This is a genomic window from Streptomyces dysideae (genome assembly GCF_001514305.1).
GTDB classification, from domain to species: Bacteria; Actinomycetota; Actinomycetes; order Streptomycetales; family Streptomycetaceae; genus Streptomyces; species Streptomyces dysideae.
In genome coordinates, this window is the sequence record NZ_KQ949091.1 from 56,448 (window position 1) to 82,950 (window position 26,503).

The 26,503-nt window shown below is 70.3% G+C and carries 19 protein-coding genes, 1 other RNA gene and 2 pseudogenes; 10 read left to right on the forward strand and 12 right to left on the reverse strand.

All coding sequences use genetic code 11. The features are described 5' to 3' along the window. Both AQJ91_RS25065 and AQJ91_RS25070 read right to left on the reverse strand, forming a co-directional pair. Complete coding sequence (locus AQJ91_RS25065; RefSeq protein ID WP_067025960.1) at positions 1-1,374, reverse strand: ABC transporter substrate-binding protein; 1,374 nt, start codon at positions 1,372-1,374, stop codon at positions 1-3. Between the two features lie 240 nt (positions 1,375-1,614). Then, positions 1,615-5,535 (reverse strand): FHA domain-containing protein, encoded by a 3,921-nt coding sequence (locus tag AQJ91_RS25070; protein ID WP_067025962.1) that lies wholly within the window; start codon positions 5,533-5,535, stop codon positions 1,615-1,617. A 352-nt stretch (positions 5,536-5,887) separates the two neighbouring features. On the opposite strand from AQJ91_RS25070, the gene AQJ91_RS25075 reads away from it, so the two are divergent. From AQJ91_RS25075 to AQJ91_RS25090, 4 genes are all read left to right on the forward strand, one after another. Then, positions 5,888-7,591, forward strand: coding sequence for a serine/threonine-protein kinase (locus AQJ91_RS25075; RefSeq protein WP_067025964.1), 1,704 nt, complete (start codon positions 5,888-5,890; stop codon positions 7,589-7,591). 127 nt (positions 7,592-7,718) lie between these two features. Further along, entirely contained in the window at positions 7,719-8,957 is a 1,239-nt protein-coding gene (locus AQJ91_RS25080; protein WP_067025966.1) for a serine/threonine-protein kinase, read from the forward strand. A gap of 205 nt (positions 8,958-9,162) precedes the next feature. Beyond that, a complete protein-coding gene (gene prfB, locus AQJ91_RS25085) occupies positions 9,163-10,269 on the forward strand; it encodes a peptide chain release factor 2 (RefSeq protein WP_067025968.1) in 1,107 nt (368 codons plus the stop codon). A 295-nt stretch (positions 10,270-10,564) separates the two neighbouring features. Next, entirely contained in the window at positions 10,565-11,179 is a 615-nt protein-coding gene (locus AQJ91_RS25090) for an LPXTG cell wall anchor domain-containing protein (protein WP_067025969.1), read from the forward strand. A 97-nt stretch (positions 11,180-11,276) separates the two neighbouring features. Here the strand turns inward: AQJ91_RS25090 and AQJ91_RS25095 are convergent, their stop codons facing one another. Then, positions 11,277-11,468, reverse strand: coding sequence for a hypothetical protein (locus tag AQJ91_RS25095; protein ID WP_067025970.1), 192 nt, complete (start codon positions 11,466-11,468; stop codon positions 11,277-11,279). A 247-nt stretch (positions 11,469-11,715) separates the two neighbouring features. Between AQJ91_RS25095 and ftsE the strand changes: the two genes are divergently transcribed. The 6 genes from ftsE (at position 11,716) to dacB (ending at position 17,289) form a co-directional block, all read left to right on the forward strand. Next, on the forward strand, positions 11,716-12,405 hold the full coding sequence (gene ftsE, locus AQJ91_RS25100; protein WP_030943440.1) for a cell division ATP-binding protein FtsE: 690 nt from the start codon (positions 11,716-11,718) through the stop codon (positions 12,403-12,405). Between the two features lie 38 nt (positions 12,406-12,443). Continuing rightward, positions 12,444-13,361: a permease-like cell division protein FtsX gene (gene ftsX / locus AQJ91_RS25105; RefSeq protein WP_067025971.1), complete on the forward strand. Its 918-nt coding sequence runs from the start codon at positions 12,444-12,446 to the stop codon at positions 13,359-13,361. A gap of 67 nt (positions 13,362-13,428) precedes the next feature. Continuing rightward, the gene (locus AQJ91_RS25110) at positions 13,429-14,595 is read left to right on the forward strand and encodes a S41 family peptidase (RefSeq protein WP_079085172.1); all 1,167 of its coding nucleotides are present in this window, start codon (positions 13,429-13,431) and stop codon (positions 14,593-14,595) included. Between the two features lie 62 nt (positions 14,596-14,657). Then, positions 14,658-15,137: an SsrA-binding protein SmpB gene (gene smpB / locus AQJ91_RS25115; protein ID WP_067025974.1), complete on the forward strand. Its 480-nt coding sequence runs from the start codon at positions 14,658-14,660 to the stop codon at positions 15,135-15,137. A gap of 105 nt (positions 15,138-15,242) precedes the next feature. Next, positions 15,243-15,611, forward strand: a transfer-messenger RNA (tmRNA) gene (gene ssrA / locus AQJ91_RS25120). Positions 15,612-15,723: 112 nt separating this feature from the next. Next, a complete protein-coding gene (gene dacB / locus AQJ91_RS25125) occupies positions 15,724-17,289 on the forward strand; it encodes a D-alanyl-D-alanine carboxypeptidase/D-alanyl-D-alanine endopeptidase (RefSeq protein WP_067026186.1) in 1,566 nt (521 codons plus the stop codon). 542 nt (positions 17,290-17,831) lie between these two features. Here dacB and AQJ91_RS25130 read toward each other — a convergent pair. The 9 genes and pseudogenes from AQJ91_RS25130 to AQJ91_RS53765 form a co-directional block, all read right to left on the reverse strand. Further along, the gene (locus AQJ91_RS25130) at positions 17,832-18,845 is read right to left on the reverse strand and encodes a LacI family DNA-binding transcriptional regulator (RefSeq protein WP_199848019.1); all 1,014 of its coding nucleotides are present in this window, start codon (positions 18,843-18,845) and stop codon (positions 17,832-17,834) included. After that, a complete protein-coding gene (gene yicI, locus AQJ91_RS25135) occupies positions 18,845-21,094 on the reverse strand; it encodes an alpha-xylosidase (RefSeq protein ID WP_067025980.1) in 2,250 nt (749 codons plus the stop codon). The genes AQJ91_RS25130 and yicI overlap by 1 nt, the downstream gene beginning before the upstream one ends. 13 nt (positions 21,095-21,107) lie before the next feature. Continuing rightward, positions 21,108-21,932 (reverse strand): carbohydrate ABC transporter permease, encoded by an 825-nt coding sequence (locus AQJ91_RS25140; RefSeq protein WP_067025982.1) that lies wholly within the window; start codon positions 21,930-21,932, stop codon positions 21,108-21,110. After that, positions 21,929-22,903: a carbohydrate ABC transporter permease gene (locus AQJ91_RS25145; RefSeq protein WP_067025984.1), complete on the reverse strand. Its 975-nt coding sequence runs from the start codon at positions 22,901-22,903 to the stop codon at positions 21,929-21,931. Before AQJ91_RS25145 ends, AQJ91_RS25140 begins: the two co-directional genes overlap by 4 nt. Next, positions 22,900-24,195 carry an ABC transporter substrate-binding protein gene (locus AQJ91_RS25150; protein ID WP_067025986.1) on the reverse strand — a complete coding sequence of 432 codons (1,296 nt, stop codon included), beginning with the start codon at positions 24,193-24,195 and terminating at the stop codon, positions 22,900-22,902. The genes AQJ91_RS25145 and AQJ91_RS25150 overlap by 4 nt, the downstream gene beginning before the upstream one ends. A gap of 168 nt (positions 24,196-24,363) precedes the next feature. Then, entirely contained in the window at positions 24,364-24,993 is a 630-nt protein-coding gene (locus AQJ91_RS25155) for a helix-turn-helix domain-containing protein (RefSeq protein ID WP_079085187.1), read from the reverse strand. 34 nt (positions 24,994-25,027) lie between these two features. Further along, positions 25,028-25,556: pseudogene (locus AQJ91_RS25160) on the reverse strand (DUF6879 family protein). Beyond that, positions 25,525-25,732, reverse strand: a pseudogene (locus tag AQJ91_RS55970) (hypothetical protein). Before AQJ91_RS55970 ends, AQJ91_RS25160 begins: the two co-directional pseudogenes overlap by 32 nt. Further along, a complete protein-coding gene (locus tag AQJ91_RS53765; RefSeq protein ID WP_159054646.1) occupies positions 25,729-26,490 on the reverse strand; it encodes a DUF5753 domain-containing protein in 762 nt (253 codons plus the stop codon). Before AQJ91_RS53765 ends, AQJ91_RS55970 begins: the two are co-directional and overlap by 4 nt. Positions 26,491-26,503: the final 13 nt, after the last annotated feature.

Here is a 26,503-nt window from a genome sequence, read left to right on the forward strand (position 1 = left end):
TCAGCCTCCGTAGGCGGCGGCCGCGTCGGCTTCCAGCTTCTGCTGGGTTCCCGCGATGTCCTTCGGGTTCTTCAGGAAGTCCTGGAGATGCTTCCACTCGCCCTTGCCCGGGGTGCCGCCGAAGGCCTGCGGGGCCTGGTCGGACATGTCGAAGCGGAAGTCGTCGCCGGCCGCGATCAGCGCCTTGGCCATCTTCTGCTGCACCGCGTTCGGGTACGCGGATTCCGCGACGTTCTTGTTCGGCGAGAGGTAGCCGCCCAGCTTCGCCTGGACCGTCGCCGCGTCCGGGGACGCCAGGAAGGTGGCCAGGGCCTGCGCCGCCTTGGAGTCCTTCAGGATGACGGCCGCGTCACCGCCCGAGACGACGGGCGCGCTGTCGCCGACGGTCGGGAACGGGAACACCTTCGCGTCCGTCCCGATCTTCGCCTTCGCCTGGGTGATGTTGACCTGGGCGAAGTCGCCTTCGTAGACCATGCCGGCCTTGGGCTGGTCGCCGCCGGTGAAGGTCTGCGTCACGGAGGCCGGGAAGTCGGTCTGCAGCGCGCCGGCCGCGCCTCCCGCGACGTAGTCCTTCTTGCCCCAGACCTGCGCGAGGGTGGTGAGGGCGTCCTTCACCGAAGGGTCGGTCCACTTGATCTCGTGCTGGGCGAGCTGGTCGTACTTCTCCGGTCCGGCCTGGGAGAGGTAGATGTTCTCGAACCAGTCGGTGAGGGTCCAGCCCTCTGCGCCGCCGACCGAGAACGGCGTGACGCCGGAGTCGTAGACGGTCTGGGCGGTGGTGAGGAGCTCGTCCCAGCTCTTGGGCTCGGTGGCCCCCGCGTTCTCGAAGACCTTGGCGTTGTACCAGATCAGGGACTTGTTGGCGGCCTTGTAGTAGACGCCGTACGGCTTGCCTTCGACCTTGCCGATGTCCTGCCAGCCCTGCGAGTAGTTCTCGGCGAGCTCGGCCTGCGCCTCGCTGCCCAGCGGCTTCGCCCACTTCTTTTCGACGGCCTGTTTGATGGCGCCGGGCTGCGGGAGCATCGCGATGTCCGGCGGTGCGCCGCCCGCGATCTTCGAGCCGAGGAAGTTGATGATCGGGTCCTGCGCGGGTACGAACGTCACCGTGGCGCCGGTGCGCTTCTCGAACTCCTCCAGAACCTTCTTGAAGTTGGCCTGCTCGGCGCCGGACCACACGGCGGCGACCTCCAGGCTCTCACCGTTGAGTTTGGGAAGGGTGACGGTGCTGCCGGCCTCCTTGGTGCCTGTGGGGTCGTTGTCGCCCTTGTCGTCGTCACTGCCGCACGCGCTGAGCGAGAGCGTGAGTGCTCCCGCGAGAAGGGCGGCGGCCGTCCTTGCGGCCCTGCGTGTCCGGATGGTGCCCATGCTGCGCATCACTGCCCCGTTCTTCGTGCCTCGTCGAACGTTCAGCGCTGTCCCGTGCGAACTGGTCTACGCCCCGGGAGTTGGGTCGGCAAGGGCGCGTCCGCTGTCAACCGGGGGATCGTGACCCCCTCGTGACCAGGCACCCGGTGTGGGTGTCGCGCTCGCCGGAGGCCGCCGCTCCCAGACCCCCGATTTCGGCCCGAACGGCCTCGCCCTCAAACGCCGGACGGGCTGTTTCACCCACCCCCGCTACAGAAGTGACGGCACCTCAGCGGCCGCCACCTCACGCGCCGCCCTCTCCAGCGCGCTCGCCAGCAACGCCAGGTCCGTCGGCCCGTTGCCCAACTCCCGTACGGGACGCCGGGCCGGTGGGTCGCCCATGCGGTGCCACTCCAGGGGGACCACCGTCGGCCGCAGTGTCGCCGTCCGCGGGATGCGGCCGGTCACCCGGCCGCCCTGGAAGGCGGTGATCCGGCCGTCCGCCCAGGACAGCCGCCCGCGCCCCGGCGCCGGTTCGTCCGGCCCCGGCGTCACCGCGTCGAGCGTGACCCGCAGTGCCGCCAGCCGGGCCGGCTCCGACTGAGCCGTACGCCCCCCGAGGCCGGCCGCGGCCACCAGATGCACGCCGAGCCGCTCGCCCTCCCGGGCTACCGCCTCCAGCGCGCGTATGACCGAGCCCGCCGCCGGTCTGCCCGGCGAGCCCAGCGGGGGCGACACCAGCGCGTCCAGGTCGTCCACGACCACGGCGAGCCGGGGCAGCGGCGGCGGTGCGGCCGCCGCCCGCCGACGGGCCGCCGCCGGCCGCAGCCGCAGCGTCGAACTGGGCGGGGTGTCGAGATCCGCCGCGCCCGCGGCGTCCCCGGCACCTGCCCGGGACGCGCCGCGCGCCGGTATCGTCCGCTGCGCGACCATCCGGCCCGTCAGCTCACGGCTCGTGTGCCACTCGGCGAAGCCGGTCCGCCCGAGCAGCTCCGCGCGCCGCTTCAGCTCGGCGCTCAGCGACTGCGCGAACTCCCGCATCCGGACAGGGTCGTTGGCGGTGAGGTGGGTCGTGACATGCGGGACGTCCGTGCACACGCGCAGTCCCTCGCCGTGTCCGCCGCCCGCGCCCACGCTGTCCCGGCCGTCCATCAGGACGACGCTCAGCCGGTCCGGCCGCTCGGCCGCGGCCAGCGACGCGACGAGCGCCCGCAGCAGCTCCGTACGCCCGCTGCCCGCCGGTCCCTCGATCAGCAGGTGCGGGCCGTCGGCCACGAGGTCCGCGCTGACCGGCCCGCGCGGCCCGGCGCCGAGAACGGCCACCGCCCGCCCGCCCAGCGCCTCCGCGTCGTCGGCCGCGTCCGCCCAACGCGCCATCAGCGACGCCGGGGTGGCCCGGGCCAGCCCCAACTCGTCCAGCAGCCGCGCCGCCTGCGGCAACGGCGCCGACACCCGCGCGTGCCGCTCCCCGGCCCCGTCCGTACGCAACGGCGCCAACGCCCGCGCGAACCGCTCCGCCCAGGCGAGCGAAACGGCGTCCACGGCGGCGACGGTGCCATGGCCCACGGGGCCGACGGTGCCGTGGTCGACGACGCCCTGCTCCGACTGGGCCGCGCCGCCCGGGGGTGCCCCCGCCCCGCTCCGCGCGACCCGCATCAGCCGCAACGCCGTCGCCACGTCCCCGCTGAGCAGCGCGACCGCACCGCAGTCCCGGAACGCCGGCGACGCCGTACACGCCGCTTCATACGTCTCCGTCACCGGCGAGGCGGGTGACGCGGACGCCGTCTCCGCCAGGCAGACGACATGTATCCCGGCCCGCGGCCCCTCCAGCGCCAGCCGCGCCACCGCCTTGCGCAGGTCGGCGCCGCCGGGGTCGCCGTCCACGACGACCACGGTGTACGGCCCCACGAAGCCGCCCGTCTCGTCGGCCGCGACGTCGTCCCGGGCCCAGGAGGGGCGCCGGGCGGCACCACGGGGTGCGGCGGTCCGGCCGGCGGGGGCCTCCGAGGACGTGTCCTGGGGCGCACGCCGACTGTCCGTGCCGTAGGTCACGTCCTCCAGCCGCCGCAGGAGCTCGTCCGTGCGGGCCGCGGCCTGTTCGCGGTCGTAGGCCAGGAGCAGGCGGCAGTCCTGGCCGTGCCCCGGACGCAGATGCGGGAGCCAGCCCAGCCAGGACCACTCCGCGGTCCGCTCCTCCACGGGGCGGGCGCGGTCCGCGCTGATCAGGACGATCTCCAGGGCGTCGGGGGAGTGCAGCGCGGCGAGCTGGGCGACCACCGCGCGGGCCAGCCCGTCGAGCCGCGCGCGCGGACCGGCCAGCCCCAGCGCCCCGGCCTCGCGCAGATCGGCGGTCACCGGGACCGCGGGCAGCAGCCCCGAACCGCCGGGCGCCGCCCGGTCGGCCGTGCCAAGCCGCACTGTGAGCGCCTCCGGGTGACCCGGGCCACGCTCCCACAGCCGGGGCCCGGGCCCGAGCGCCGTCAGCAGCAGCGCCGCCGGGTCCGGCCAGGTCTCCGGCGCCCGAGCACCGGTCGCGACCGAGGGCGCCGCGGCCGCCTCGTCGGGCGCCTCCTCGTCATACGCCCCGGCCCGTGCCGCCCCCGGCTCGGCCCGCCCGCCGCCCAGCCTGCGCGCCCACGCCGTGAGCCCACCACGCTTGCGAACGCCGTGCGGTACGTCCGTCCCCCGGACGGGGGTGCCCTTGCGCCCACCCGCGCTCGCGACGTCCTCGGCGAGCTCGTGGTCCCCGGGGGCCGTACCGGGCGCAGGGGCCTCGCTGCCCCTGGCGGCCCTGCGGGGCGCACCTGGGGAGTCGTCTCCGGCGGCCGTGCGAGATGCGCGGGATCCGTCGCCCCCGGCGGCCGTGCGGGGTGTACCGGGGGATCCGGCCCCGGCGGTCGTGTGAGGTGCGTGGGACCCGTTGTCTCCGGTGGCCGTGCGGGGTGTGCCAGGGGATCCGGTCCCGGTGGCTGTGCCCGGGGCAGGGGATTCGCTGCCCCTGGTGGCCCTGCGGGGCGCACTCGGGGAGTTGTCTCCGGCGGTTGTGTGAGGTGCGCGGGATCCGTTGTCTCCGGTGGCCGTGCGGGGTGTGCCAGGGGATCCGGTCCCGGTGGCTGTGTCCGGGGCAGGGGATTCGCTGCCCCTGGTGGCCCTGCGGGGCGCACTCGGGGAGTTGTCTCCGGCGGTTGTGTGAGGTGCGCGGGATCCGTTGTCTCCGGTGGCCGTACGCGGCGTACCGGAGGCCCCGGCCGCCCTGCCACCCCCGTCGCCGTACCCCGCCGCCCCGAGCCCGCCCACCCCGAAGCCCGCGCCGTGCGTGTCACCGCCGCGTGCCTTCGGAACCGTCCTGCCTGTCGCCGTGCCGTGGCTCTCGAGGCGCGGTGCGCCGCCCTGGCCCGGCACGACGGGCGGTTCCGCGGGGTCGTGTTCCTGGGTGCCCGGTGCGGCCGTGCCCGCGGCGCCCCAGCTTGCCGAGCCGTAGGTGCGATGGGTGTCCCCGGAGGGGGAGCCGGTCACGCGCGCGTGGGGAGCCTCGTCCCCCGGGGGCACCCGTACGCACCCCTCACCGTCCGGTGCCGTCCGCACTCGCGCCCCCGGACCCCCGGCCGGGGCCAGCCGCAGGGCGGACTCGCCGATCCGCAGCAGCGCGCCCGGCGTGAAGCGCACCGCGCGCGTGCCCACGCGGGTGCCGTCCAGTGTCGTGCCGTTGGTGGAGCCCAGGTCGGCGACCGAGACGCGGCCGTCGGGCTCGACCGTCACCGCGCAGTGCAGCCGGGAGACGTCCGGGTCGTCGAGCGGGACGTCGGCGTCGGCGGAGCGGCCGATGCGGATCTCGCCGCCGTGCAGGAGGTGGACGCCGCCCGCGTCCGGGCCGGCGACGACCTGGAGCTGGGTCGGGGCGTCGTCGAGCTCGGGATGCGGTTCCGGCTCCAGCGGGGCGCCCAGGGAGAGCACGGCGCCGTCGATCAGCGGGGGCTCGCCGAGCGTGCAGCGCTGGGCGTCCAGGCGCTCCACGCCGGCGTACAGCACCACCTGGCTGTCGCCGCCGGAGACCGCCGAGGCGAGCGCCGACGCCACCGCGGCCAGGGCCGTGCCCGCGGGCGCCGTGACCAGCACGTCGCAGCTCGTGGCGCGGCCCCGCGCGGGAGCGGGCGGGCCCAGCGGGTCTACGACGGTCAGCCGGATCTGCATCGCCGTCAGCGTCCCTTCTGCCCGGGCGCGGACATCCCCCACCCCCACACGAGCACGTCGGCCAGTACTGGAGGCATCCTCGCACCTGCCACTGACAGCGTGCCCCCCGCCCGGGGGCAAGTGATCTTGATTGGTCGGCTCTGCCCGCAAAAGTGCCTGACAGGTGCCGTACCGGCGACTGCTTGAGATCGGTCACGTCCGCTCTTGGCAACCGAGAGACAGAGGCAAGCGTCTTTCCTTCGAACATGTACGGGAAGCCGTACGTAAAACGCACAGAATGATGACAGGCCGGCGCCAGGGGCGGCGGCACTACAGTGGGTCGGAACGTAGGCAAGCAGCTAGGGAGCGCGACGTGCGGCCGGTAGGCAGCAAGTACTTCCTCGAGGAGCCGCTCGGACGCGGTGCCACGGGGACCGTCTGGCGGGCCCGCCAGCGTGAGACCGCAGGCGCCGAGGCGGCCGTGCCCGGTCAGCCCGGCGAGACCGTCGCGATCAAGGTCCTGAAGGAAGAGCTCGCGAGCGACGCAGACATCGTGATGCGGTTCCTGCGGGAGCGCTCCGTCCTGCTCCGGCTCACCCACCCGAACATCGTCCGGGTGCGCGACCTGGTCGTCGAGGGCGATCTGCTGGCCCTGGTCATGGACCTCGTCGAGGGCCCCGACCTGCACCGCTACCTGCGCGAGAACGGCCCCTTCACGCCCGTCGCCGCCGCCCTGCTCACCGCGCAGATCGCCGACGCGCTCGCCGCCAGCCACGCCGACGGCGTCGTACACCGCGACCTGAAACCGGCCAACGTCCTGCTCCAGCAGTACAACGGCCAGATGCACCCGCTGCTCACCGACTTCGGCATCGCACGCCTCGCCGATTCGCCCGGCCTGACCCGGACGCACGAGTTCGTCGGCACGCCCGCGTACATCGCGCCCGAGTCCGCCGAGGGCCGCCCGCAGACCTCCGCCGTCGACATCTACGGCGCCGGCATCCTGCTGTACGAGCTGCTCACCGGCCGTCCGCCGTTCGGCGGCGGCTCCGCCCTCGAAGTCCTGCACCAGCATCTGAGCGCCGAGCCGCGCCGCCCCTCGACCGTCCCCGACCCGTTGTGGACGGTCATAGAGCGCTGCCTGCGCAAGAACCCCGACGAGCGGCCCAGCGCCGAGAACCTCGCCCGCGGCCTGCGCGTCGTCGCCGAGGGCATCGGCGTACACGCGAGCTCCGCGCAGATCGCCGCCGCCGAGGGCGTCGCCGCGCTCCTCGCGCCCGACCCGGCGCCGGCCACCGTGCCGGGCTCGGCCGACCCCACGCAGGTGCTGCCGCACGGCGCGCCGTCCGGGGCGTACGACCCGAACGCCGCGACCAGCTTCCTCCCGCACACCAGTGGCCCGGCCGGCGCCGCCGACCCCACCGCCGTACTGCCGAACACCGGCGGCCCGCGCGGCGCCGCCGACCCGACCGCGGTCATGCCGCCGGTGCCCCCGGGACAGCCCGGCCAGCAGCCCGGACAGCCAGGTCCGGAGGAGCCGCACCCCTGGCAGAACCAGCTGCGCGCCGCCCGCGACCGCAACGAACAGACGCAGGTCCAGTACCTCGACCCCAACGAGGACCCGCTGCGCCGCCGCCCCCAGCGGCAGGTGGCCAGGCCGCAACAGCAGCCGCAGCGCCCTCAGCAGCAGCCGCCCGGGCCCGGATACGGCTATCCGCAGCAGCAACAGCCCCAGCAGTACGCCCCTCAGCAACCCCAGCAGCCTCAGCGGCAGCAGCGGCGGCCCCAGCAGCAGCCCCCGCAGCGGTACGCGCCGCCGCCGGAGCCGCAGCGGCCTGAGCCCCGTCAGCCGCGGCAGCGCAGTGCCAACCCGATGCGGATCCCCGGTCTTGGCTGCCTGAAGGGCTGCCTGTTCTCGATCGTCATCGTGTTCGTCGCGGGGTGGCTCATCTGGGAGCTGAGCCCGCTGCAGAGCTGGATCGGCACGGGCAAGGGCTACTGGGAGCAGCTGAGCGACTGGTTCGGCACGGTGACCGGGTGGATCGAGAACCTGGGTGGCGGGTCGGGCGACGGCGGGTGAGCCGTCGGTCCCCTGCTCGCGAGTCTGGGGATTTGTCGACACCTGGCGGGTGATTTCCGTCTCCGCGGTGAAGGTTGGCTCGTCGGGCGCGTAGTTTTGGCGACAACACGCGTCTGTAGGAGCAGCCTTGGCACGGAAGATCGGCAGCCGGTACACCGCCAACCAGATCCTGGGGCGGGGCAGCGCCGGCACGGTGTGGCTGGGCGAGGGTCCCGAGGGGCCCGTCGCCATCAAGCTGCTGCGCGAGGACCTCGCGTCCGACCAGGAACTCGTCGGACGGTTCGTGCAGGAGCGCACGGCGCTGCTCGGCCTCGAGCACCCGAACGTGGTCTCGGTGCGCGATCTGGTCGTGGACGGCAACGACCTCGCCCTCGTCATGGACCTGGTCCGCGGCACCGACCTGCGCACCCGGCTCGACCGGGACCGGCGGCTCGCGCCCGAGGCGGCGGTGGCGATCGTGGCCGACGTCGCGGACGGGCTGGCGGCGGCGCACGCGGCCGGGGTCGTGCACCGGGACGTGAAGCCGGAGAACGTCCTGCTGGACATGCAGGGCCCGCTGGGCCCCGGCGACTCGCACCCCGCGCTCCTCACGGACTTCGGGGTCGCCAAGCTGATCGACTCACCGCGACGGACCCGCGCGACGAAGATCATCGGTACGCCGGACTATCTGGCGCCGGAGATCGTCGAGGGGCTGCCCCCGCGGGCGGCGGTCGACATCTACGCCCTGGCGACGGTCCTGTACGAACTGCTGGCGGGCTTCACTCCCTTCGGCGGCGGACACCCGGGCGCGGTTCTGCGCCGCCACGTCACGGAGTCGGTCGCGCCCTTGCCGGGCATCCCCGACGAGCTGTGGCAGCTGATCGTGCAGTGCCTGGCGAAGGCGCCGGCCTCGCGGCTGCGGGCGTCCGAGCTCGGGGGCCGGCTGCGGGAGCTGCTGCCGTTGGTGGCCGGGATGCCGCCGCTGGACGTGGACGAGCCGGATGCGGAGGCGGTGGAGGAGGAGCGGCCGGCGCCGCCGGAGGAGCCGGTGGCGTCGGGGCGGGCGCGGCGGGGTGCGGTGCCGTTGGTGCCGGGCGCGAGGCCGGCCGACTCGAACCGGGACACGCATACGTCGATGAGGGTGCCGGCGCCTGATGAGCTGGCGGGCGGGGCCCGTGGGACGGCACGGGTGCCAAGGGCTGCCGGGGCGCCGCGGCCCGGGTCCGCGCGGCATCGGGCGGCTACTCGGCGGCGGCGGGTCGTGGTGGGGGTGGCCGCGGTGGCGCTGGCCGCTGCGGCCGGGGTGGGGACGTGGCTGGCGACGTCGGGGGATGACGCCGGGGCGACGCCCCAGGACACGAAGAACTCGGCGCCGGTCACGCCCTGAGATGGTTTCCTTCGCCCCTGTCGCCCCAGACTCCGCTCCGGCCTACAAGGGGCCTTGTCCTCGAACGCCGGACGGGCTGAGAACACCAATCTCCCGACCGCGAACGGGTGGTGGGTGGGCATAGGCCGGGGGCCTGGAGGCGGAGCCCCCAGGTAGGGACAGTCGCCCTGCATGGGTCGGACGGCGGAGCCGTTACGCTGGGAGCGTGGCAGTCGTCGATGTATCCGAAGAGCTCAAGTCCCTCTCCTCGACCATGGAGTCGATCGAGGCCGTTCTGGACCTCGACAAGCTGAGGGCAGACATCGCCGTGCTCGAGGAGCAGGCGGCCGCGCCGTCCCTGTGGGACAACCCGGACGAGGCGCAGAAGATCACCAGCAAGCTCTCCCACCTCCAGGCCGAGGTCAGGAAGGCGGAGGCGCTGCGCGGACGGATCGACGATCTCGCCGTGCTGTTCGAGATGGCCGAGGAGGAGGACGACCCGGACACCCGCGCCGAGGCCGAGTCCGAGCTCACCGCCGTCAAGAAGGCGCTGGACGAGATGGAGGTGCGGACGCTGCTCAGCGGGGAGTACGACTCCCGGGAGGCGCTCGTCAACATCCGCGCCGAGGCCGGCGGCGTCGACGCCGCCGACTTCGCCGAGAAGCTGCAGCGCATGTACCTGCGCTGGGCCGAGCAGCACGGCTACAAGACCGAGGTCTACGAGACGTCGTACGCCGAAGAGGCCGGCATCAAGTCGACCACCTTCGCCGTGCAGATCCCCTACGCCTACGGCACCCTCTCCGTCGAGCAGGGCACCCACCGGCTCGTCCGGATCTCGCCCTTCGACAACCAGGGGCGCCGGCAGACCTCCTTCGCGGGCGTCGAGGTGCTGCCCGTGGTCGAGCAGACCGACCACGTCGAGATCGACGAGTCCGAGCTGCGGGTGGACGTGTACCGGTCCTCCGGCCCCGGCGGCCAGGGCGTGAACACCACCGACTCCGCGGTGCGCCTCACCCACCTCCCCACCGGCATCGTCGTCTCCTGCCAGAACGAGCGGTCCCAGATCCAGAACAAGGCCACCGCGATGAACGTCCTCCAGGCCAAGCTGCTCGAGCGGCGCCGCCAGGAGGAGCAGGCCAAGATGGACGCCCTGAAGGGCGACGGCGGCAACTCCTGGGGCAACCAGATGCGGTCGTATGTGCTGCACCCGTACCAGATGGTCAAGGACCTGCGGACCGACCACGAAGTCGGTAACCCCGAGGCCGTGTTCAACGGTGAGATCGACGGCTTCCTCGAGGCCGGGATTCGCTGGCGCAAGCAGCAGGAGAAGTAGACAGCGCTTTGTCGACAAGGCAACTGCCGCCACTGGGGCGGCAGTTGCCTTCTCTGTACCTGCATGTCTGGGTTTTACATCACACTCACAGACTCCAACGTCCCGCAAAACATTGGAACCTGGACATCACGTGCGGAACGGCCTTGACGTTGCTTTGAAAAATAGGAATGGTAAAGCGCGGCATGCGTATCTCTGGGGCGCATGTGAACCGGGGGGCTCAAGTTCTGTTACCTCCGTCGATCACGGCCCCGAGCGCCGCCTCATTGACTGATGAGCTACTGGGGGTAGCAACCACATGACGAACAAGACGCGGATCCGTGTCGCGCGGATCGCGGCCGGTGCCGTGATCGCGGCCGGCGCTTCGCTGACCGCCGCCGGTGTCGCCTCTGCCGACGACTGCGGCATCCTCGACATCTGCATCGACCCGACGCCGACCGAGCCGGCCCCGCCGGAGCCGGAGCCGACCGACCCGGTCCCGCCGGAGCCCACCGTCATTCCGACGGACGAGCCCACCGTGGACCCGACGGATCCCACTGAGCCCACCGACCCCACCGAGCCCACCGAGGACCCGACGGTCGACCCGACCGACGAGCCGTCCGACCCGGGCAACGGGAACGGCAACGGGAATGGCAACGGAAACGGCAACGGCAACGGCAATGGGGGCGGCAACAACACCGACCCCAACGGTGGCACCTCCACCCAGGAGGAGGGCTCCTCGGCCCTCACCGACACCGGCTCGGAGACCACCGGCTCGGACACCGCGGCCCAGGGCAACGGTGAGGAGCTCGCCGAGACCGGTGCCGCGCAGACCACGTTCCTGCTGATCGGTGCCGCGACGATGATCGCCGGCGGTGTCGGCTTCCGTGTGCTGCCGCGCCTCGTGGGCGGCCGCGGCGGTGCGGCTGCCTGACGGTAGCCGCGCGCGTACGGAACGTGCGCAGTCGTACGATCGAAGGGCCCGGAGCGGATGTCGCTCCGGGCCCTTCGGCTGTCCGTCTGTGCGGGTGCTACGCGGTCTGGTGGGCCAGCAGGGCCACCGCCGCGATCAGCACCGCGAGCAGCGCGATCAGTGTCATGGGGTTCAGGCCCGCGAAGGGGTTCCCCTGCTGCAGCCGCTCGCGGTTCGCCCGGCACACGGGGCACCGGCCCTCGTTCACAGGCGCGGCGCAGTTCGCGCACACCAGCCGGTCATACGTCATGCGCTCGCCCTCCTCGTGCCGGGTTCCACCTGGACAACGCCCTCGGGTATCAGAACGTTCCCCCTTCCACTGTGCCAGGTTCCTCCGGGAAGGGCTCGGGCGCTTCCCGTTCCCAGGACCCCCGAGGCGTCACCTCAGCCGGCACAAAAACGTACAAGGTCTGCGCAACCCCTCCCGGTGCCTGCGCTCGCACACCCGGTTCGCGTATGGTCACGCTCATCTACCCCCGGCGACCCGTGGTGCATCCGTGATCCGATTCGACAATGTCTCCAAGGTCTACCCCAAGCAGACCCGCCCCGCACTCAGGGATGTCTCCCTGGAAGTGGAGAAGGGCGAGTTCGTGTTCCTCGTGGGGTCCTCCGGCTCCGGAAAGTCCACCTTCCTGCGGCTGATCCTCCGCGAGGAGCGGTGCAGTCACGGGCAGGTGCACGTTCTGGGCAAGGACCTCGCGCGCCTCTCCAACTGGAAGGTGCCGCAGATGCGGCGCCAGCTGGGGACCGTGTTCCAGGACTTCCGTCTCCTGCCGAACAAGACGGTCGCCGAGAACGTCGCCTTCGCGCAGGAGGTCATCGGCAAGTCGAAGGGCGAGATCCGCAAGTCCGTGCCGCAGGTGCTCGACCTCGTCGGGCTCGGCGGCAAGGAGGACCGGATGCCCGGTGAACTGTCCGGTGGCGAACAGCAGCGGGTGGCGATCGCGAGGGCCTTCGTGAACCGGCCCAAGCTGCTGATCGCCGACGAGCCCACCGGCAACCTCGACCCGCAGACCTCCGTAGGCATCATGAAGCTGCTCGACCGGATCAACAGGACCGGTACGACCGTCGTGATGGCCACGCACGACCAGAACATCGTGGACCAGATGCGCAAGCGCGTCATCGAGCTGGAGAAGGGCCGTCTCGTCCGCGACCAGGCCCGTGGCGTCTACGGCTACCAGCACTGAGACCGCACGAGATCCACGGAAAGGTTTGACCCGCCGCCATGCGCGCCCAGTTCGTACTGTCCGAGATCGGTGTCGGTCTCCGTCGCAACCTCACGATGACCTTCGCCGTCATCGTCTCCGTCGCCCTGTCCCTCGCGCTGTTCGGCGGCTCGCTCCTGATGAGCGACCAGGTCAGCACCATGAAGGGCTACTGGTACGACAAGGTCAACGTCTCGGTCTTCCTCTGCAACAAGAGCGACGCCGAGTCCGACCCGAACTGCGCCAAGGGCGCCGTCACCGCCGACCAGAAGAAGGCGATCGAGACCGACCTCGACAAGATGTCCGTCGTCGACAATGTGACGTACGAGTCGCAGGACGCGGCGTACAAGCACTACAAGGAGCAGTTCGGCGACTCCCCGCTGGCCAGCTCGCTCACGCCGGACCAGATGCAGGAGTCGTACCGGATCAAGCTGAAGGACCCGGAGAAGTACCAGGTCATCGCGACCGCCTTCGACGGGCGCGACGGCGTGCAGTCCGTGCAGGACCAGAAGGGCATTCTCGACAACCTCTTCGGGCTGCTCAACGGCATGAACTGGGCCGCCCGGGCCGTGATGGCCCTGATGCTGGTGGTCGCGCTGATGCTGATCGTCAACACCGTGCGGGTGTCCGCGTTCAGCCGTCGGCGTGAGACCGGGATCATGCGCCTGGTCGGCGCCTCGGGCTTCTACATCCAGGCGCCGTTCATCATGGAGGCCGCGGTCGCCGGGCTCATCGGAGGCGCGGTCGCCTGCGGATTCCTGGTGGTCGCGCGGTACTTCATCATCGACCACGGGCTGGCCCTGTCCGAGAAGCTGAACCTGATCAACTTCATCGGCTGGGACGCGGTGCTCACCAAGTTGCCGCTCATCCTCGCCACCAGCCTGCTGATGCCCGCGTTGGCCGCGTTCTTCGCGCTGCGCAAGTACCTGAAGGTGTGACGCATGACAAGAGGGCCGTACGGGCAACAGGCCGTACGGCCCTTTGCGTTGTCCTAGACTCACCGGCATGTCAGGTCGTGACCTGTTCTGCCAGCCCCGCCGTTTCGGCCGCGGGGCCGCCCTGACATTGGTGTTCGCGAGCGTGCTCGTCGCCGGTGCCGCGACCGGCTCACTGCCCGGACCCGACCGGCGGTCCGCGCCCGGAACGGCCCGTTCGTCGCCCGCCCCCGCCGGCCGGTACGAGGAGGTCGCCGCGGCGGCCGCCGCGGCCATGGCCGACGGCCAGTCCCCGATGGAGGCCGCCGAGCGCGCCGTCAGCCGCAGCGGGGACCGCTGGGGAGCGGTCTACTCCCAGGGCGAGTACGAGGAGTTCGAAGAGGCCCTCGACGGCCGTTACACCGGCGTCGGCCTGTGGGCGCGGCGCGAGCGGGACGGCCGTATCGAGGTGACCAAGGTGCGCGCCGGGTCGCCCGCGGCCGCCGCCGGGATCCGCCAGGGCGACCGGCTGCGCAGCGTCGACGGCGCGAAGGTCGACGGGCGTCCCGTCACCGAGGTCGTCTCGTTACTGCGCGGCGACGCCACCGACGCGCCCGCCGGTACGCCGGTCAGGCTCGGCCTGGAGCGCGGCACACGCGCGTGGACCGAGACCGTACGCCGCGCCCGGCTGTCCACGGACTCGGTCACCGTCCGAAAACTCGCCGGCGGCATCACCGTCATCAGGATCGGCTCCTTCACCAAGGGCTCCGGCGACATCGTCCGCACCGCCGTACGGCAGGCCCCCGCCGGCGCCGGCGTCATCCTCGACCTGCGCGGCAACTCCGGCGGCCTGGTCACCGAGGCCGTCACCGCCGCCTCCGCCTTCCTCGACGGCGGCCTCGTCGCCACCTACGACGTCGACGGCGAGCAGCAGGCCCTGCACGCCGACCTCGGCGGCGACACCACCAGACCCCTGGTCGCGCTCGTCGACGGCGGCACGATGAGCGCGGCCGAGCTGCTCACCGGCGCCCTGCAGGACCGCGGCCGCGCGGTCGTCGTGGGCTCCCGCACCTTCGGCAAGGGCTCGGTCCAGATGCCGAGCCGCCTCCCCGACGGCTCCGTCGCCGAACTGACCGTCGGCCACTACCGCACCCCCTCCGGGCGGGGCGTCGACGGGACGGGACTCACCCCCGACCTCGAGGTCGACCAGCAGGTCCTGGAGCAGGCCGAGACGGTCCTCAGCGGACTGGGCCAGTAGCACACACCCCTGATAAACCGCTTCCCGCGCACCCCCTTCGTAGTGCGAAAATGGACGGCACTATGGCTAAGGAAAAAGGGCGCAAGCTGATCGCGCAGAACAAGAAGGCGCGGCACGACTACCACATCCTCGACACCTACGAGGCCGGACTGGTCCTCACCGGCACCGAGGTGAAGTCGCTGCGCCAGGGCCGGGCCTCCCTCGCCGACGGCTTCGTGCAGCTCGACGGGAACGAGGCATGGCTGCACAACGTGCACGTGCCGGAGTACAGCCAGGGCACCTGGACCAACCACAGCGCCCGCCGCAAGCGCAAGCTGCTGCTGCACCGCGTGGAGATCGACAAGCTGGAGGCCAAGTCGCAGGAGACGGGTCACACGATCGTGCCCCTCGCCCTGTACTTCAAGGACGGCCGGGCCAAGGTCGAGATCGCGCTCGCGCGAGGCAAGAAGGAGTACGACAAGCGCCAGACGCTCCGGGAGAAGCAGGACCGGCGCGAGACGGAGCGGGCGATCTCGGCGGTGCGCCGGAAGCAGCGGGCCTGACGCCCGGGAATACGGTGGCATCGGCGTGCGTTGGTCACGTACGATGGCACTGCACCTCACAGCGGGTGCTTGCCCCCTCTCCGGAGGGGATTGAAAAAACAACATGGGGATGATCGGTTTCGACAGCGGATGTCGAAGCAGGGGAAGCGTGTCGAGGAAGCGGCCATGATCTCGTAAACCACAGGCCGAAAACAATAATCGCCAACACCAAGCGCGATTCCTTCGCCCTCGCTGCCTAAGTAGCGACTTGCGAAGTGTCAGCCCGGGGCTGTTCCCGACCCGGATCCTGGCATCAGCTAGGGGACTAAACCTTGATCCCGGTCACGGGGTGAAGAGGGAAACCAAACAGTGACTGAGCCCGTCGGAGACTTGTTCGCGTGATCTCCGGGGCCGAGAAAATCGAAGCGGACTGCACACGGAGAAGCCCTGATTCCGCACCGTTGGACGCGGGTTCGATTCCCGCCATCTCCACTCATCCCATGTGGGCAGAGCCCCGTCGCTTCCGAGCGGCGGGGCTTTCCTCATGTGTGCCGGATCCGGGATGCTGGATCTGCTTGCCTGTCATGAGCAGAACACTGATGAACTGATGAGGGGGATCATCATCCGTAAGCGAACATGGACATGGCCAGTCGCCCTGGTGCTCGCCGCCGCCGTCCTGGGACCCGGCGCACCCGCCGGCGCCGACTCCGACCGCAGCGGCCTGCCCGAGGCCATCGACACCATCCTGGGCGACGCGCGGATGGAGGGCGGGATCGCGAGCGTCGTGGTCGCCGACGCCGAGAGCGGCGAGCTGCTCTACCAGCACCAGCCCACCACCCGGCTGATGCCCGCCTCCAACACCAAGCTGGCCACCTCGGCCGCCGCGATGGAGATCCTCGGGCCCGAGTACCGGTTCACCACCGACGTGCTGGCGAGCGGGCGACGGTACGGTCCCGTGCTGCGCGGCGACCTGTATCTGCGCGGCGGCGGGGACCCGACCCTCCTCGCCGAGGACTACGACAAGCTCGCCGCCCAGGTCGCTGCCTCCGGCGTCACCCGTGTCGACGGGCGGCTCATCGCCGACGACACCCGCTTCGACGATCAGCGGCTCGGCCGGGACTGGGCCTACGACGACGAGTCCGCCTACTACGCGGCGCAGATCAGCGCCCTGAACGTGGCACCCGATACCGACTACGACACCGGCTCGGTGTCCGTGACGGTCACGCCGGGCGCGCGGGCCGGCGACAGGCCGACCGTCACCGTCACACCCGACACCGACTACGTCGACATCGACGTCCAGGCCACCACGGTCGCCGCGGGCGGCGCCAACGCCATCGGCGCCGTACGCGAACACGGCACCAACGACATCGTCGTCAGCGGCACGACACCTGTGGGCGGGGCCGCCGCCAAGAGGTGGGTCTCCGTGTGGGAGCCCACCGGGTACGCCGCCGCCGTCTTCCGCGACGCCCTCGCCGCACACGGCGTCAAGGTCACCGGACCGACCCGCCTCGGGCGGGAAACCCCCAGCACCGCACGGGAGTTGGCCTCGCACCAGTCCATGACGCTGACGAACCTGCAGATCCCCTTCATGAAGCTCTCCAACAACATGCACGCCGAGGTCCTCACCAAGGCCATCGGCTACGAGGTCTCGCAGCAGGGCACCTGGAGCGCCGGGCTGGCCGCGATCAGCGGGTACCTGAAGGGCGTCGGCGTCGAGACCGACAAACTGCGCCAGGTCGACGGGTCCGGCCTCTCGCGGATGGACAACTTCCCCGCGGCGCAGCTCGCCAAGCTGCTCCTCGCGGTGCGCTCCGAGCCCTGGTACACCGACTGGGAGCGCTCACTGCCGGTCGCCTGCAACACCGACCGGTTCGTCGGCGGCACCCTGCGCTCGCGGATGTGCGGGACGCCCGCCGCGCTCAACGCCCGGGCGAAGACAGGGTCGTTGACGGGCGCCTCGGGCCTCTCCGGGTACGTCATGGATGCCGGGGGACGCGAACTCGTCTTCAGCATCGTCCTCAACAACTACCTGACCTCGGTGAAGGCGCTGGAGGACGCGATCGTGGTGACGCTCGCGAAGTCGAGTGCCGAGGCGGCGAGTTCGGCGTCCGTGCGTCGCGTCGAGACGAACGCCGACCTCGAGTGCACATGGCGCAAGCCCGCCCGCTGCTGAACCGGGCCGCGCCGGTCACTGTGTGTGCATTGCTGCACACCAAGGGTGTTGGAGCCGGTAGTCTGACGCCGTGACGTGCCCGATGGGTGCGTCCTCCCTTCTCTCCGGGCCCCACCTCGTCGGGGCCCGGCCCGACGAGAGCGGTCCCGGGGCCTGGTGATGGCCGCCTCACGTCGAAGGGAGGACGCCCTCAGATGGGCTGTCACCGTGAGCACAGGCCGACTCTCGTCATCCGGCTGATCCGGCTCCTGCCGGAGCGGGCTGCGAGGCACGTGAGGAGGTGGCTGCTCTGGTGGCTCAGCAAGTAGCCGGATGTCCCCTCACTAGGTGGGGACATCCGACACGCTCTTGCTGAGCTTGGGCCTCCGCCCCGGTCCGGGCGGGGGCCCTCTTTGGATGTCCCCACACAAGCTGGGGGCATCCGGTACTTTCCTACTGAGTCAGAGCCTCCGCCTGGAATTACCCAGTACCCGCGCGGGGGCCCTCTGCGCGTCCCAGTACAGCACACCGCATCCCCGCATCGCACCCAGAGCGGCCACCGTTCACGCAATCGCGCGCCGCGCCGCACTCGCCCGCTCCGTCATCCTCGGCGGCAGCAGCGTCGCCTCCGGTACAGCCGTGCTGCCGCCCAGTTTCTTCATCAGCAGTTCCACCGCCCGCGTCCCCACCTCGGCCGACGGCAACGCGATCGACGTGACGGGCACGCGGAGGGACTCGGCGAGTTCGTCGGGGCAGATGGCGGTGACGGAGAGGTCTCCGGGGACGCGCAGACCCAGCTGTTCAAAGGCGTCGACGAGCGGTTCGAGGATGGCCTCGTTGTGGACGACGACCCCCGTCAACGCGGGCTGTTCGCGGAGCAGTTGCTCGGCGACCGCGCGGGCGGCCGCGGGCGAGGCCTCGCACGGGTGGACGGCGGAGGCGAGGCCGTTCCGATCGGCGGCGGCCGTGAAGCCCTGGACCACGCGCTGGGCGAACGCGGTCTGGCGGACGTACACCTCGGGCGGCGACCCCACCAGCGCGACCACCCGGTGCCCGAGTCGCGCCAGATGCTCCACGCATGCCTCGCCGGCCGCCTTGAAGTCGAGGTCGATGCAGGTCAGGCCGTCGGAGGAGGCAGGGAAGCCGATCATCACCGACGGGCGTTCCAGGGCGCGGAGCAACGGCAGCCGGGGGTCGTGCAGTTGGACGTCCATCACGATCAGCGCGTCCACCAATGCCGTGTCCGCGACGCGGCGCAGGCCCTCCTCGCCCTCCTCCTGGGTGAGGAGCAGCACGTCATGGTCGTAGCGCCGGGCTGTGGTCACCACCGATACCGCGAACTGCATCACCACCGGCACATGGATCCCGGCCCTTAACGGCACGACCAGCGCCAGCACGTTCGATCTGCTGCTGGCCAGGGCGCGGGCGCCGGCGTGCGGGCGGTAGCCGAGCCGGCGGATGGACTCCTCGACGCGCTGCCGGGTCTCCTCGGAGATCGGGCGTTTGCCGCTGAGGGCGTACGAGACCGTGCTGGGGGAGACCCCGGCGTGCCGTGCCACGTCAGTGATCTTCACCATCAGCCCAGCTCCACCGTCAGGAATCCGGTCCCGGCCTTCGCACGCACCTCGCGCTCACCGGCCGCCAGGCCCCACGGAGCCGACGGGTCGCTGCACGACGCCCGCAGCGTGTCCCCTTCGCGTACGACGGTGAAGGCCACGTCCCCGACCCGCACCGTCACCTGGGCGCCCCGCCCCAGGCCGTACGCCCGCAGCGTGACCCCGTCGGCGTGGTCGTAGTCGGGCCGGTCGGCCACCGCGCCCACCGGGATCACCGCGCCGGGCCGGACGAGGAGCGGCACGCTCAGGAAGTCGTGCTTCTCGCGCACCCAGCGCGGCCCGGTGACCGTCTGCCCGCCGAGGTAGTGGGTCCAGGTGCCCTCGGGGACGTAGTACGACACCTCGCCCTCGTCGGAGAACACCGGCGCCACCAGCAGATCGGACCCGAGCATGTACTGCCGCTCCAGATGCGCGCACCCGGGATCGTCCGGGAACTCCAGCACCATCGCCCGCATCATCGGCGGGCCCTCGGCGTGGGCGGTGCGGGCGGCCTCGTAGAGGTAGGGCATCAGGCGGAGCTTGAGGCGCGTGAACCGCCGCAGCACGTCCACCGATTCCTCGTCGAACAGCCACGGGACGCGGTAGGACGAACTGCCGTGCAGGCGGCTGTGGGACGACAGCAGGCCGAAGACCAGCCAGCGTTTGAACAGTGCGGGTGTCGGTGTGCCCTCGAAGCCGCCGATGTCATGGCTCCAGTAGCCGAAGCCGGACAGGCCGAGGGAGAGCCCGCCGCGCAGTGACTCGGCCATCGACTCGTACGTCGCCTCGCAGTCGCCGCCCCAGTGCACCGGGAACTGCTGGCTCCCGGCCGTCGCCGAGCGCGCGAAGAGGACCGCCTCCTCCTCGCCGCGGTGCTTGCGCAGTACGTCGAAGACGGTGCGGTTGTAGAGGTACGTGTAGTAGTTGTGCATCCGCTCCGGGTCGGAGCCGTCGGACCACTCCACGTCGACCGGCACCCGCTCGCCGAAGTCGGTCTTGAAGCAGTCGACGCCCTGGGAGAGCAGTGCCTCCAGCTTGGACGCGTACCAGTCGCGGGCCGCCGGCGATGTGAAGTCGACCAGTGCCATGCCCGGCTGCCACATGTCCCACTGCCAGATGCTGCCGTCCGGGCGTCGCAGCAGGTGGCCGAGGGCCTTGCCCTCCGCGAACAGGGGAGACCGCTGGGCGATGTACGGGTTGATCCACACGCACACCCGCAGGCCCTTGGCCTTCAGCCGGGTCAGCATGCCCTCCGGGTCCGGGAACACCCGCGGGTCCCACTGGAAGTCGCACCAGTTGAACTCGCGCATCCAGAAGCAGTCGAAGTGGAAGACGGAGAGCGGGAGTTCGCGGTCCCGCATGCCGTCCACGAAGGACGTGACCGTCTCCTCGTCGTACGACGTCGTGAACGACGTCGACAGCCACAGGCCGAACGACCACGGCGGCGGCAGGGCCGGGCGGCCGGTGAGGGCCGTGTACTTGCGGAGGATGTCCTTCGGCGTCGGGCCGTAGATGACGTAGTACGTCAGCTCCTGGGTCTCCGCGCTGAACTGGACCCGCGAGACCGTCTCCGAGGCGACCTCGAAGGAGACCTTGCCCGGGTGGTCGACGAAGACGCCGTAGCCCGCGTCGGTGAGGTAGAACGGGACGTTCTTGTAGGCCTGCTCGGTGGCCGTGCCGCCGTCGGCGTTCCAGATGTCGACGACCTGGCCGTTCTTGACCAGCGGGCCGAAGCGCTCGCCGAGGCCGTAGACACTGGTGCCCACCCCGAGCACCAGTTGCTCGCGCAGATAGTGCGCCCCGGTGGCGTCCCGCATGATGCCCATGTTCTTGGGGCCGCTGCTGGTCAGCGAGCGGCCGCCGGCGAGGAAGTCGACGTGCCAGGACCCGGTACGGGCGACCCTGACCGACAGCGCGCCGGAGGTCAGGGTCGCGTGCTCGTCGTCGTAGGAGATCTGGGGCGTGGCCTCCGCCCCGGTGAGCTCGAACTCGGGTCCGCGGGGTTGCTCGCCCGCGAAGTGGGTCAGGGTCAGGCCGATGACGTCGGGCATCGGCGTGTGGGCGTTGATGGTCATGACCGGTCCCGTCATCAGGTCGCCGCGGCTGCGGATGGGGCGGGACGGCGCGTGGATCTCCAGGGCGCCGTCCTGCTCGACGACGTCGAGCACCTCGGCCGGGTGGGCCGCGGTGACGCCCTCGCGCAGCAGCCAGTAACCGTCGGAGAACTTCATAGGTGGGGGGTCCTTACTTCACTGCTCCCACGGCGATGCCGCGGGTGAGAGTCCGCTGGAACACGAGGAAGAAGACGATGGCGGGCAGCACGCCGAGCAGGGCGGCCGCGTTGGTCATGGTGGCGTCCATCAGGCGCTGGCCCTGGAGGACGCCGAGGGCCACCGACACGGTCTGGTTGTCGTTGGAGATCAGCATGACCAGGGGGAGCAGGAACTCGTTCCAGGTCCAGATGAAGAAGAAGACCAGGAGCACGCCGATGGTCGGGCGGCTGACCGGGACGACGATCCGCCACAGGACCTGCCATTTGTCGGCGCCGTCGATCCGGGCCGCCTCGATGATCTCCCGGGGGAACTGGCCGAGCACGGAGGAGAGGAGATACGTGCCGAACGCCGCCTGGATCACCGTGAACACGATGATCACGCTCAGTCGGGTGTCGTAGAGGCCGACCTCCTTGCTCAGGTAGTAGATCGGGTAGACCAGGGCTTCTTGCGGCAGCATGTTCGCGAGGACGAAGAAGGCGAGCACCCAGGTGCGCCCCTTGATGCGGCCGATGCCGATCGCGTACGCGTTGAGGATCGACAGGACCGCCGCCAGGACGGCCACCGCGCCGCTGATCAGGAGGGAGTTGATCAGCTTCTGGCCGTAGTCGACCCGCTCCCAGAAGTCCTTCAGGCCGTCCAGGTAGAGGCCCTCGGGGAGGCTGAGGGGCCCGTTCCGGGAGTACTCCGTGGGGGACTTGACCGCGTTGACGGCGACGATCAGGAACGGGATCACCATGAACAGGGCGGCTATGCACATCGCCACGAGCACGGGGGAGCGGCGTATGGCGGTCGTCATGTGCGACCCCCTTCCTCGGCGTCCTCGGCGCGGGTCTGGAACTTCAGGCCGATCAGCGCGAGCACGAGGATGATCACGGTCAGCACGGTCGAGATCGCGGCGCCGTAGCCGACCTGCGTCTTCTCGAAGAACGTGGTGAAGGAGAAGTAGGACGGGACGTTGGTCGCGCCGCCGGGGCCGCCCTTCGTCAGGACGTACACCGCGCCGAACACCTTGAGCGCGGCGATCGTGCACCAGACCAGGACCACATACGTCTCCGGGCGGATCTGTGGCAGCGTGATGTGCCAGAAGCGGCGCCACCAGCCGGCGCCGTCCAGCTCGGCCGCCTCGTGGAGCTGGGGGTCGACGCGTTGCAGCCCGGCCATGAAGACGACCAGTGGGAAACCGATCTGGACCCAGACCATGACGCCCATGACGCTGTACAGCGCGAGGTCGGGGTCGCCGAGCCAGTCCTGCTGCCAGGAGCCCAGGCCGATCGCCTTCAGGAGTTCGTTGAGGGACCCGTTGTCGGGGGCGAGGATCCAGCTCCAGACGATGCCGGCCACCGCGATGGGCAGTACCTGGGGGAGGTACAAGCAGGCGCGGAGGACGGCGACGACCCTGGAGCCGTAGTGCCGGCCGATGTAGTCGAACAGGGCGGCGGCCAGGACGAGTCCGACGACCGTCGGTACGGCAGCCATCGCGACGACCATGAAGAGGCTGTGCCGGAAGGACGCCCAGAACTCGGAATCGTCCAGCAGGTCACGGTAGTTGGCGAGGCCGGTCCACTCCGGGCTGCCCACGCCCCGCCAGTCGGTGAAGCTCACGCCCGTGTTCATCAGGAACGGGACGACGACGATCGCGAGGAAGGCGAGGACGCCGGGGAGCAGGAACAGGGCGTAGGAGTCGCGCGGGCGGCGGGGTGAGCGGGTGGCCGGGTGGTGCCTGCCGGTCACCCGTCGCCCGCCGTCCTGTTCGACGGTGACCGTCATCGGTCGGCTACGCCCTTGTCGTACGCGGCCTGCAGGGCGTCCAGGTAGGCATCCGGTGTGGCGCTGCCCGTCATCAGCTTCTGCGTCTCGGAGACCAGGACGTCGTAGAAGCCGGCCACCGGCCAGTCGGGGTAGAAGGCGAGGCCGTCGCGCCGGGAGAGGGTGTTGAAGTTGTCGATGAGGGTCTTGGACTGGGGGTCGGTGATGGCGGAGGCGTCGGCCGAGACCGGGACGCCGCCCTTGTTGCCCAGCAGGTTCTGGATCTTCTTCGACATGGTGATGTCGATGAAGTCGTAGGCGAGGTCCTTGTTCCCGGCGTTCTTGGGGACGACCCAGAGGTTGCCGCCGGAGCCGAGGGTGAGGTTCGAGCCGGGCCACAGGAAGGTGGACCAGTCGAACTCGGCCTCGTCCTGGAAGCGGCCGTACCACCAGCTGCCGGAGAACAGGACCGGGGCCTTGCCCTGGATGAAGGAGACGCCCGCCTGCTCGGCCTTGGCGCTGGTGGAGGACTTGCTGACGTAGCCCTTGTCGACCCAGCCGGCGAAGGTCTCGGCGGCGTACGTCCAGGCGGCGTCGTGGAAGTCGACCTTGCCCTTGTACAGCTCGTAGGCGTCGACCCAGGCGCGGTCCGCCTTCGACAGGGCGAGCTGGTAGAGGTACTGATGGGCGATGTACTCGTTGCCGGCGTTGGCGAGCGGGGTGACGCCCGCGTCGGTGAACTTGTCCATGGCGGCGGTGAGTTCGTCGAAGGACGTGGGCTCGGCGATGTTGTACTTCGCGAAGAGATCCTTGTTGTAGAAGACCATCGTGTACTCGGCGTAGTTGGGCACGCCGTACCACTTGCCGGAGCCCATCACTCCCTTGGCGTCGTACATGCTGGTGGTACGGACACCCGCGCTGAGCGCCTTGTCCCAGCCGCGCTTCGTCGCCTCGCCGGTCAGGTCGGTGAGCAGGCCCTGCGTGGAGAGCAGGCCCGCCGTCGCGTTGCCCTTGTTGTACTCCATGAGGTCGGGTGCGTCCGAGGAGTTGAGGACCATCTGGGCGGTCTTCTGGATCTGCTCGAAGCTCTTCTCCTCGTACTTCACCGTGACGCCCGGATGCGTCGCCTCGAACTCCTTGACCGCCTCGCTCCAGGCCTGGCCCATCGCACTGTTGGGGGCCTCGTAGTGCCACAGCCGCAGGGTCTTGCCGTCGCCGGAGGAGCCGTTGTCCGAGTCACCGCAGGAGGCCAGCAGCAGCGACCCGGTGAGGATCGCCACCGTGGCCGCCACACGCCTTCGTGTCGTCGACATCCTTTGCCTCCAGGGGAGTCGGAGTCGGATGGTTCCCGGGGCATCACGCAGTGTTCATCGAACCGTTTCGACACTTAACGTCGAAGCGCTTCGACTGGGAAGGTATGTGGGGGCGGAGGAGGCGTCAATGGGAAGCGTCGGAATTGGCTGGAGGGAAGAGGTGCTGGATCAAACCGGCCTGTACTCCTCGTGCGGGACGGCACGCTTCCACACACGGCCACGAGGCACGACCCGCACGTCTATGTTGGGCAGGCGCGAAATGGAGACGAGTCGGTCCAACTGCCCTGCCATGACGAGCGGCGGCACGATCAGCCATCGCAGCACGGGCTCAGTGATCACGAACCTGAGCGTCTTGCCTGTGTCGTACAGGACTCCTTGCCGCTCGATCCTCGCGCTGATCGTGCGCCTGACCGTCTCCTCACTCAGGTCCTCATGCCGGGACAGCACCGCCCTCATGTACTCAGGGGTCTGCAGAAGGCCCGGCACGAGGGCGGGCTGGAAGAGCCTCATGAGGCTCATGCGGGCTTCGAGGGCCTGCAGCTGCCGCTGTGCTTTGTGGAGTCCCGCCCGCTGGATCAGACGCCAGGCTGTGGCCTCTGTGGCGGCAGCGCGGGCGGCGTCCATGTACTCGGCCTTGACGCCGTCCGAGACGCCGATGGCGGTCAGTATGCGGTCGACGTCGTCCGCGCTGGGACCGAGCTTTCCGGTTTCGATCTTGCTGAGCTTGCTGGCAGACATGACAGCACCGCGGGCCACCGCCTTGGCTTCCTTCCCGGACGCCTCTCGCAGGACCCGCAGTGCTGCACCCAACCCTGCAGCAGTCCCGATCGGTTCACTCTGAGTGCTTGGCCCACCAGTCTTCGAACGGCACGGCGTGCGCGAGAGCCATGTCCCGGCAGGTGACGAACTCGGAAGCCTGATCGTCGGGCAGTACGTCGGCCCCGAGGAACCTGCCGTCAGGGCTGTAGTGCATGGGCGCGGCCGTGGTCGAGTCGAAGAGCCAGAAGTCGCCGACACCCGGGGCAGTGGGTTGGACCGGTCGGTCACGTCCAGGACGAAGAACTCCTCACCGGCCGTCGTGTTCGTAACGTACCCCCAGCCCAGCTCGACCGCAGATACGGCGAGAGAGGACACGTGAGGACGTGCACGCGATACATGCGGCGTCCGGCCTCGATGTGCGTACGCACCTCTTCGAGCCAGTCGGCGTTGTAGTCGGCCGGCCGCTCTTGGCCGTCGAGGAAGGCCTGGTACGCGTCCGTACTGCCTGAGTGGCTGTAGTCGTCCAGGGTCTCCAGCCTGAATGCCTCGCGCTGAAAGGTGTCGAAGAGGTCACCGAAGGACCTGGGCGCCGAACTGGTCACCGAACGCCTTCCGGATCAGGTCCAAGGGGATCTCGACGAGGGTCTCGTGTGCGGGGATGCTCAGTCCGTGGTCTGTCGGTGTCTCGCCCTGCACGAGGATCGTTCCCCGGTCCGTTTGGTAGATCGTCGGGCAGTCCTTCTTGTCGCACGCTTGTAGCCAGCATGGTCACCTTCACGAGAGTTCCCCTTCCCGTGGCCGTCTATGGTCCCGTCTGATCGTTCCGGGGCGGGCGCCGCTGGGGCAAGGGGCACGAGTTTCGAGAACGGGAAAGTGCGGTTCGTGGCCGCTATGCCTCGGAGGACGTCGGCTTCTCCAGGAGTGCGGGTGCGATGGCGTGGTGTTGTACGGCCCGTATGAGGGAGTGCAGGCCAGGGCGTCGCACGGTAACGGCCCGGCGTCGAGCTGGACGGTGTCCAGCTGCGGCACTGGCCCTTCGGCGTACAGAACCGTCTGTCCCGCGCCTGGGAAGATGCCTGCCTCGTACGGGATGACGAGGACGGTCACGTTGTCTCGCTCGCTCATCTCGACGATGTGCTCCAGCTGCTCACGAGTCACGTTGGAGCTGCCGAAACGCATCCGGAGCGGCGCCTCGTGGATGATCGCTGTGTACAAGGTGGGGTTGTCCCGGTAGAGGATGCCCTGGCGCTTGATCCTATGGGAGACGCGGTACTCGATCTCGGGTGGCGACAGCTTGGGGATGGACTGCCGGAAGATCAGCCGCGCGTAGTCCACGGTCTGGAACAACCCAGGGATGTGGGCGATCAGGGCGGTCCGGATCGTGGTGGCGTGGTGCTCCAGCTCCGCCAGATCGAGCAGGCCGGACGGCAACGTGTCGCGGTACGCGTCCCACCAGTTGCGTCCTCCGCCGGCCGTCATACCGGCGAGTGACTCGATGTACGCCTCGTCGGAAGACCCGTAGCTGTGGGCGAACATGCGTACCCGGTCG

Excerpts from the sequence above, each read along its gene's own strand:
- AQJ91_RS25065 (WP_067025960.1), bottom strand. The coding sequence starts at position 1,374 with ATGCGCAGCATGGGCACCATCCGGACACGCAGGGCCGCAAGGACGGCC.
- AQJ91_RS25070 (WP_067025962.1), bottom strand. The coding sequence starts at position 5,535 with ATGCAGATCCGGCTGACCGTCGTAGACCCGCTGGGCCCGCCCGCTCCC.
- AQJ91_RS25090 (WP_067025969.1), top strand. The coding sequence starts at position 10,565 with ATGACGAACAAGACGCGGATCCGTGTCGCGCGGATCGCGGCCGGTGCC.
- AQJ91_RS25095 (WP_067025970.1), bottom strand. The coding sequence starts at position 11,468 with ATGACGTATGACCGGCTGGTGTGCGCGAACTGCGCCGCGCCTGTGAAC.
- ftsX (WP_067025971.1), top strand. The coding sequence starts at position 12,444 with ATGCGCGCCCAGTTCGTACTGTCCGAGATCGGTGTCGGTCTCCGTCGC.
- AQJ91_RS25110 (WP_079085172.1), top strand. The coding sequence starts at position 13,429 with ATGTCAGGTCGTGACCTGTTCTGCCAGCCCCGCCGTTTCGGCCGCGGG.
- smpB (WP_067025974.1), top strand. The coding sequence starts at position 14,658 with ATGGCTAAGGAAAAAGGGCGCAAGCTGATCGCGCAGAACAAGAAGGCG.
- dacB (WP_067026186.1), top strand. The coding sequence starts at position 15,724 with ATGAGGGGGATCATCATCCGTAAGCGAACATGGACATGGCCAGTCGCC.
- AQJ91_RS25130 (WP_199848019.1), bottom strand. The coding sequence starts at position 18,845 with ATGGTGAAGATCACTGACGTGGCACGGCACGCCGGGGTCTCCCCCAGC.
- yicI (WP_067025980.1), bottom strand. The coding sequence starts at position 21,094 with ATGAAGTTCTCCGACGGTTACTGGCTGCTGCGCGAGGGCGTCACCGCG.
- AQJ91_RS25140 (WP_067025982.1), bottom strand. The coding sequence starts at position 21,932 with ATGACGACCGCCATACGCCGCTCCCCCGTGCTCGTGGCGATGTGCATA.
- AQJ91_RS25145 (WP_067025984.1), bottom strand. The coding sequence starts at position 22,903 with ATGACGGTCACCGTCGAACAGGACGGCGGGCGACGGGTGACCGGCAGG.
- AQJ91_RS25150 (WP_067025986.1), bottom strand. The coding sequence starts at position 24,195 with ATGTCGACGACACGAAGGCGTGTGGCGGCCACGGTGGCGATCCTCACC.
- AQJ91_RS53765 (WP_159054646.1), bottom strand. The coding sequence starts at position 26,490 with ATGTTCGCCCACAGCTACGGGTCTTCCGACGAGGCGTACATCGAGTCA.